The following is a 7,037-nucleotide window of genomic DNA, read 5'->3' on the forward strand; positions in this document are numbered from 1 at the left end:
CAGCCCTCTTCGTCAAGCGCGCCGCGACCCGGGATCAGGCCGGGTCGGGACTGGTCTTGCGGTTGTCCATCCAGATCAGCCCGACAATCGCGATCGAGGCGGCACCGGCAATCAGCGTGGTCAGCATGCCCGGAAAGCTGAACGCAAAGCCCGCCACGCCCAGCGGGACACGCAGGATGCCGCGCACATGGCCGACACCCAGCAAGAATCCTTCAAGCCCGCCGGACAGCATGATGATCCCGACGATGATCGAGGGCAGCACATAGATCAGCGGCGTCAGATCGCCCTGCAGAACAAGCGCGGGCTGGAACAGAAAGAACAGCGGGATGAAGTAGATCACCACCCCCAGCCGCATGGCGGTGAAACAGGTCCGCATCGGGCGCGCGCCGGCGATGGTGGCGGCAAGAAACGCGGCGGCCCCCACCGGCGGCGTGATGCCCGACAGCATCGCGTAGTAGATGATGAAGAAATGCACCGCGATGGTGTTCAGGCCGCCCACCTCGATGATTGCCGGGGCAAGGGTGACCGCAAGAAAGATGTAGGCCACGATGGCCAGCCCGGCCATCCCCATGATGAAACAGGCCAGCACGCCGAACAGGATGACCAGAAAGATGTTGCCGCCCCCCAGCGCGATCAATCCCGACGTGACCGAACCTGTCACCCCGGTGATCGTCAGGGCGCTGACCACAAAGGCGATGGGCAGGATGATCGCCGTGGTCTGGGTGACCAGCGTGCCGGTCTGGCGCACCATCTCGAACATCTGGCGCAGGTTCATGCGGGTGTGGCCCTGCAGGAACGACAGCGCGATCAGCAGGACGCAGGCGTACCATGGCGCGTAGAACTCCCAGCGCATGTACAGCAGGCCCCAGACCAGAAAGGCCAGCACCAGCAGGAACAGCCAGCCGCGGGCAAGGATGACGCGCGCCTTTGGCAGCGTTGGATCGATGACACCGGCAAGCCCCTTGCGCGCGGCATAGGCATCGACCTGCAGCAGCACACCGAAATAGAACAGCAGCGACGGCAGGATCGCCGCGATCATGACGGTGGCGTAGTCGACCCCGATGGTGATGGCCATGACAAAGGCGATAGCCCCCATCACGGGCGGCATCAGCACCCCCCCGGTCGAGGCGCAGGCCTCGATCGCGCCGGCGTAATGCGGCGGATAGCCCACCTTTTTCATCGTCGGGATGGTGATCGACCCGGTGCCAGCGATGTTGGAAAAGACCGACCCTGACAACGAGCCGAAAAAGCCCGAGGCGACGACCGACACCTTGGCCGGTCCGCCGCGGTACTTTCCGAAACCGGCGCTGGCCAGCTTGATAAAGAAATCCCCGGCCCCGGTGGCGATCAGAACGCCGGCAAAGACCAGAAAGCCCAGCACGATTTCAGCCACGATCTTTGTCGTGATGCCCATCATCCCCTCGACGCGAAAGATATGCGCCTCGATCATGTTCTCGAACGAATAGGGGATGCCCATCAACAGGCCGGGAAAGCGGTCAGCCACCAGCGGGTATAGCCCAAGCAGCAGACAGACCAGCAGGAACGGCATGCCGCCCGACCGGCGCGCGATCTCAAGCATCAGCACCCAGGTGACGACGCCCATGGGAAAGTTGGTCCAGCTTGACTGCATCATCTCCCAGGCGTGCGAGGAGAAATACAGGCTGATGCCCAGCACCGTGATCGCGGCGATCACATCATAGAACGGCACGTTCGTCTGACCGCGGTAGGCGGGCAACGCGATGAACGCCGCCGCACTGAACAGCCCGATGAAAACCCAGTAATACTGACCTTCCAGCAGCCGCTGACCCGCGACCTGAATGCCGAAGATATAGACGATACCCGCAGTTACGCCCAATACACACAGTATGACAAAGACGATGCTCCAGAACGAATACAGATCACCCAGGCGCGTGTTGGCCACCTCGTCGGGCGGTACAACCTGCGTCGGCGATGGCTGTGCAGGGGACGGAGCGGAGGAGTGGGACGACAAGCCTGACATGAGTTTTCCCGCAATTTGAGTGCGCTGACGGCCGAATGGCCGTGGACAGGGCAAGACGGCAGCGCCGCCTTGCCCCGGGATCATCAAGGAACGTCAGAGACGCGAGCGGAAGATCTCCAGACCTTCGGTCTTGGCCTCGAGAATCTCCAGAAACTCGGGATTGTCGAAGGCGATGTCGATCCGCTTTTCGCGCGCTTCGTCCAGGGCCTCCTGACGTGCCGCGATCCAGGCGTCCATCAACTCGATCGCCGCGTTGTTCCAGGCGTCGTCCTCGTCGGTCCAGGCGTCGATTTCCCTCAGGTAGCGGACAGTGCCCTCGTGTACGGGTATGGGGGTGTTGTCCAGGTAGTTGCGGAACTCCTCCAGCGACATGCGCGTGGCAAGGGGATGGGTGCCCTTGTAGTCGTCATGGGCCTCGTGCATCCACTTGGCCATGTTGTAGACGAAATCGGTATCCGCGTCGGTGGGCACCGCGTAGACGAAGTTGGATGTCGCGGATTCGATCCCGCGTGCGGATTGCACGCCCATGCTGATCGTGGCCGGCACCAGCATCGACCGGGTTGCCAGCAGGCGGCCCCAGCCCTCGGTGTTCGACGCCGGCATTTCCAGCCAGCGGATTCCGCCGGGCGCGCCTTCCATTTCGGACAGGACCGAGCTGATCGGCGCGCAATAGGCCACGTCTGACCGGCCTTCGACGACCGAGCGGCAGCTTTCCGCATAACTGGATGCCGGAACGAAGGTGATCAGGTCCTGAGCTTCGTCCTGCGTCAGATCCAGATAATCCGGCAGACCGACGGTGATGGTTTCCACGATGGTCGGCGAAAAGATGCCGTTTGTGACCCGGTAGCCGCCTTTCTTGAGGTCGTCCAGCGACTCGATGTCGGAATTGCCCGACACGACAAAGCCCCAGGGCGTGTCGTTGTGGTGCCACATGATCCGCTGCGAGGCGGGTGTCATCGGGGCATAGCCTCCGGTGCCTTCGGCCTGCGAGCGCATTTCGGCCCCCGAGACAGAGGCGATCGCGATATCGCGACGGTCGACCAGACGACGGTGGCGCATCGGTTCGCTGTCTTCGGGCACGACACGCACAGTGACGCCCTTTTGCTCTTGCAGGATGGGGGCCCAGCCATTGGTCGAGGCAAAGCTGCCCGAGGACGTGCCGGGGGTGGCGATGACCAGCAGGCGCGGCCAGCTGAAATCGTCCTGAGCCTGCGCGGCACCGGACAGGCCGAGCGCAAGGGCAAAAGACCCGATGAGCGTGGCCGTAATCTTGTTTCGTTGCATGTGTTCTCCTCCCATGGATGTCACTGGTGCTGTGGTCGGACGGCCGGTGCCCTTGCACTCTTCCCGTCCGTGACCGGACCCGGCATGTGCCGGATAAGGCTTGGGTGCTCCGGCTCGGATTGACGGCGATGCGCCGGTCGTCCTTGCCGGTCCGTTGCCCGCAGCGATGCCAGCCATTCGCGCCCGCCGTGTGCGGCGTGGCCTTGTGGCATGACTTCTGCGTCCGAATTCAGCGTGCAGCCCGGCCTTCCCTCCTCTGGAATGCTGGCGTGATGGCTGGCGCGCTTTGCCTTCTCCTCTTGCGGAATATCCTTCCGTATTGCGGTATTTCCAGTCAAGCTTTTTTGCTCTACCGTTTTTCAAAGGGAGGCATCGGGCCAGGTTGCATGCCAGTATCGCGGGGTCCGAAGGGGAGGAAATCATGTCTGAAGACGTCGCACCGGCCATGGCCGCGGCAGCCGCACCGCCCATGACGCTGCAACAGGCGATCGACCATCTGGTCGCGAATGAGCCTGCGTTTGCACTGACGGAAATCACCTTGAACGGGGTTCGCTACAAGGCGTTTCGCAACTGCCCCGATACCGTGGCTGCGCTGCTGTCGCAGTCGCGCGGCGCACAGGATAACGGGGCTGCGGATTATCTGGTCTATGGTGTCGAACGCTGGACCTTCGATGCCTTCACCGACGAGGTGGACCGGGTGGCCGAGGCCCTGCAAAGCCAGTGTGGCCTGGCCCCGGGCGACCGCGTGGCCATCGCGATGCGCAACTACCCCGAGATGCTGGTGCTGACGCTTGCGGCCGCTTCGATCGGGGCTGTGGTGGTGTTCATGAACGCATGGTGGACCGCGACTGAACTGGACTATGCCCTGCACGACAGCGGACCCGCCGTGGTTTTTGCGGATGGTCCGCGACGGGCCGCGATCGCCTCGTTGCCGCAGCATGCCAGGCGGACGCTTGTCGGGGTGCGCGACGGCGAGGAAGGTGCCGCTATGACCTATTCCGACCTGCGCGATCAGGGGCGTGCCGGGGGGCTGCGCGCGGTCACGCTGGGGCCTGATGACGATTTCGCGATCATGTATTCCTCGGGCACGACCGGATCGCCCAAGGGCGTGGTGCAGACCCATCGCGCCGCGATTTCGGCAGTATACAGCTGGCTGATGCAGGCCGCTCTGGCCCCCTTGGTCGCGCCGCCGGGGCCGGATGACCCGCCCGTCCTGCGCCCCTCGGCACTGGTGACGACGCCGCTGTTTCATGTCACGGCCCTGTATCCGCTGTTCCTGCTCAGCCTGCCTGCCGGGGCCAAGATCATACTGATGCACAAGTGGGACGCAAACGACGCGATCCGAGTCATCAAGCAGGAACAGGTCACGCGGTTTCTGGGCGTGCCCACCCAGTCGGCAGACCTGCTGGAGGCTTTGGAAACCAGCGGGCAGGACCTGCCATCGCTGCGCTTTATGGGGGCGGGCGGTGCAAAACGCCCGGCGGCGCAGGTGGCCTCGCTTGCTGCGCGCTTTCCACGGGCCGTCGTCGCCACGGGCTGGGGCATGACCGAGACCTGCGCGCTGGGAATCGGCATGGGCGGTGAGGATTACATCCTGCGCCCCGATGCCGCCGGTCGCCTGCACCCCCCGGTGCAGGAATTGCGCATCACCGATGACGACGGAAACGAGGTGCCAACGGGCGAGATCGGCGAGATCACGGTCAAGAGCCCGGCAGTCATGCGTTGCTATCTGAACCAGCCCGACGCCACTGCCGAAACGCTGCGCGACGGCTGGCTGCTGACCGGTGATCTGGGCTGCATCGACGCCGAAGGGTTCGTGACCATTCTGGACCGCAAGAAGAACATCATCATCCGGGGGGGCGAAAACATCGCCTGTCTGGATGTCGAGGGCGCGCTGCACCGGCATCCCGACGTGATCGAGGCCTGCGCCTTTGCCGTGCCCGATGACCGGCTGGGCGAGGTGGTCGGGGCGGCCCTGCATCTGCGGGCAGGCGCGCATCTGACGGCGTCGCAGATTGCAGAGTTCCTGCAAGGCACCGTCGCGCATTACAAAATCCCGGAAAAGATCTGGTGCCAGCACGATGCCCTGCCGCGCGCCAGCACCGAAAAGACCGACCGTCGTGCGATCCGTGCCAGGTGCCTTGGGCTGAACACCTGACCCGCAAGCAACCGGCATGCAATGCACATCCCAGGAAAGGACCCGCGAATGAGCTATGATTTCATCACCACCGAACGGCGCGATCACATTCTGATCGTGACCCTGAACCGCCCCGACGTCTACAACGCGGTCCATGCCGACATGCATTACGAACTGGCCGCCTGCTGGGATGCCTTTGCCGCCGATGACGACCTGTGGGTCGCGGTTTTGACCGGGGCCGGGGACAAGGCGTTCTGTGCCGGCAACGATCTGAAGGCCACCGCGACGGGCGGAACCGCCCGTGGCATGCCTGAAACGGGATTTTCGGGCCTGTCGTCACGGTTTGATCTGGAAAAACCGATCATCGCGGCGGTCAACGGTTTCGCCATGGGCGGCGGGTTTGAAACCGCGCTTTCGTGCGACATCATCATCGCATCCGAGCGGGCAAAGTTTGCGCTGCCCGAGGTCAAGGTCGGCTTTTTCGCCTCGGCCTCGGGCGTGCAGCGGCTGTCACGCTACATCGGGCGGCTGGCGGCGCAGGAGCTGATGCTGACTGGTCGCACGATCGAGGCGGCCGAGGCCTTGCGGCTGGGCTGCTGCAACGAGGTGGTGCCGCACGATCAGGTATTGTCCCGCGCGCTGGAACTGGCGGACCACATCTGCACCGTGTCACCATCGTCGGTAAAGGCCACCAAGCGGATCCTGAACAGCATGGCTGTTGCCGAGGGCCTGCCCGAAAGCCTGACCTATTCGCGCGAGGTGCAGCGCGATCTGGCCAAGACCGAGGATTTCGCCGAAGGGGTCAGGGCCTTTGTCGAAAAGCGCCCCGCCAATTGGGTCAACCGATAGGGCGACCGCATCAAGCTAGTGGCAGCCGGTGTGACCCTGCGAGGTTCAGCGTGATACATTTTCGCCTTGGCGAAACCGACTGTGCTTTCCCTGGTCAGGCCGGCTGCTGCTCCAGATCGACCTTGACGCTTTGCGTGTTGCCATCCTTGGACTCGCCGAAATAGATCGTCTGGTGCGGAAAAGGGATTTCGATGTTGCGGTCATCGAACACCCTCTTGAGCACGCCGTTGTAGGCCCGCCCGATCCCCCATTGGCGTCCGGGCACACATTTGATCCGGGCGCGCAGAATCACGGCGCTGTCGCCGAAACTGTTCAAGCCGAACCATTCCAGATCGTCCAGAATGCCGCTCTCCTGATCCGGGTCACCCTTCAACTCGGCAAAGGCGTCCAGCATGGCCTGCTTCGCCTCGTCCACGTTCTCGCGATAGGCCACGCCCATGTCGCAGACGAAATAGCCGTAATCCTTGACGTAGTTCGACACCATGTCGACCGACGAGAAGGGAATGATGTGATACACACCCTGAACATCGCGCAGGCTGGCGGACCTGATCGTCAGCCGTTCGACCGTGCCGGTCACCCCGCCAACGGTCACAACGTCGCCCACGTTCATCGCATTTTCCAACTGGATGAAGATGCCGGTGATGATGTCCTGCACCATCTTCTGCGCGCCGAAACCGATGGCAAGGCCCAGAACACCGGCAGAGGTGTCAATCTGCATTCAAAACTGACCCATCGTGATCATTTAAAAATGACCCACCCGGGGGGTAG

4 protein-coding genes and 1 pseudogene are annotated in these 7,037 nt (G+C 63.2%); 2 read left to right on the plus strand and 3 right to left on the minus strand.

Annotated elements, in window-relative coordinates; all coding sequences use genetic code 11:
• Window positions 1-34: 34 nt before the first annotated feature.
• Both ACFTOW_RS11725 and ACFTOW_RS11730 read right to left on the minus strand, forming a co-directional pair.
• Window positions 35-1,921, minus strand: a complete 1,887-nt coding sequence (locus tag ACFTOW_RS11725) for a TRAP transporter permease (protein ID WP_379915866.1) — start codon at window positions 1,919-1,921, stop codon at window positions 35-37.
• A 171-nt stretch (window positions 1,922-2,092) separates the two neighbouring features.
• A complete protein-coding gene (locus tag ACFTOW_RS11730) occupies window positions 2,093-3,283 on the minus strand; it encodes a TAXI family TRAP transporter solute-binding subunit (RefSeq protein WP_379915868.1) in 1,191 nt (396 codons plus the stop codon).
• A 421-nt stretch (window positions 3,284-3,704) separates the two neighbouring features.
• Between ACFTOW_RS11730 and ACFTOW_RS11735 the strand changes: the two genes are divergently transcribed.
• Window positions 3,705-5,441 (plus strand): class I adenylate-forming enzyme family protein, encoded by a 1,737-nt coding sequence (locus ACFTOW_RS11735; RefSeq protein ID WP_379915870.1) that lies wholly within the window; start codon window positions 3,705-3,707, stop codon window positions 5,439-5,441.
• Window positions 5,442-5,489: 48 nt separating this feature from the next.
• Window positions 5,490-6,269 (plus strand): enoyl-CoA hydratase-related protein, encoded by a 780-nt coding sequence (locus ACFTOW_RS11740; protein ID WP_379915872.1) that lies wholly within the window; start codon window positions 5,490-5,492, stop codon window positions 6,267-6,269.
• A 94-nt stretch (window positions 6,270-6,363) separates the two neighbouring features.
• On the opposite strand, the pseudogene ACFTOW_RS11745 reads toward ACFTOW_RS11740, so the two are convergent.
• Window positions 6,364-6,972, minus strand: a pseudogene (locus ACFTOW_RS11745) (mechanosensitive ion channel family protein); the annotation flags it as partial.
• Window positions 6,973-7,037: the final 65 nt, after the last annotated feature.

The organism is Lacimonas salitolerans (assembly GCF_042677865.1).
GTDB classification, from domain to species: Bacteria; Pseudomonadota; Alphaproteobacteria; order Rhodobacterales; family Rhodobacteraceae; genus Lutimaribacter; species Lutimaribacter salitolerans.

Coding starts and splice junctions, on each gene's coding strand:
- ACFTOW_RS11730 (WP_379915868.1), bottom strand. CDS start 3,283: ATGCAACGAAACAAGATTACGGCCACGCTCATCGGGTCTTTTGCCCTT.
- ACFTOW_RS11735 (WP_379915870.1), top strand. CDS start 3,705: ATGTCTGAAGACGTCGCACCGGCCATGGCCGCGGCAGCCGCACCGCCC.
- ACFTOW_RS11740 (WP_379915872.1), top strand. CDS start 5,490: ATGAGCTATGATTTCATCACCACCGAACGGCGCGATCACATTCTGATC.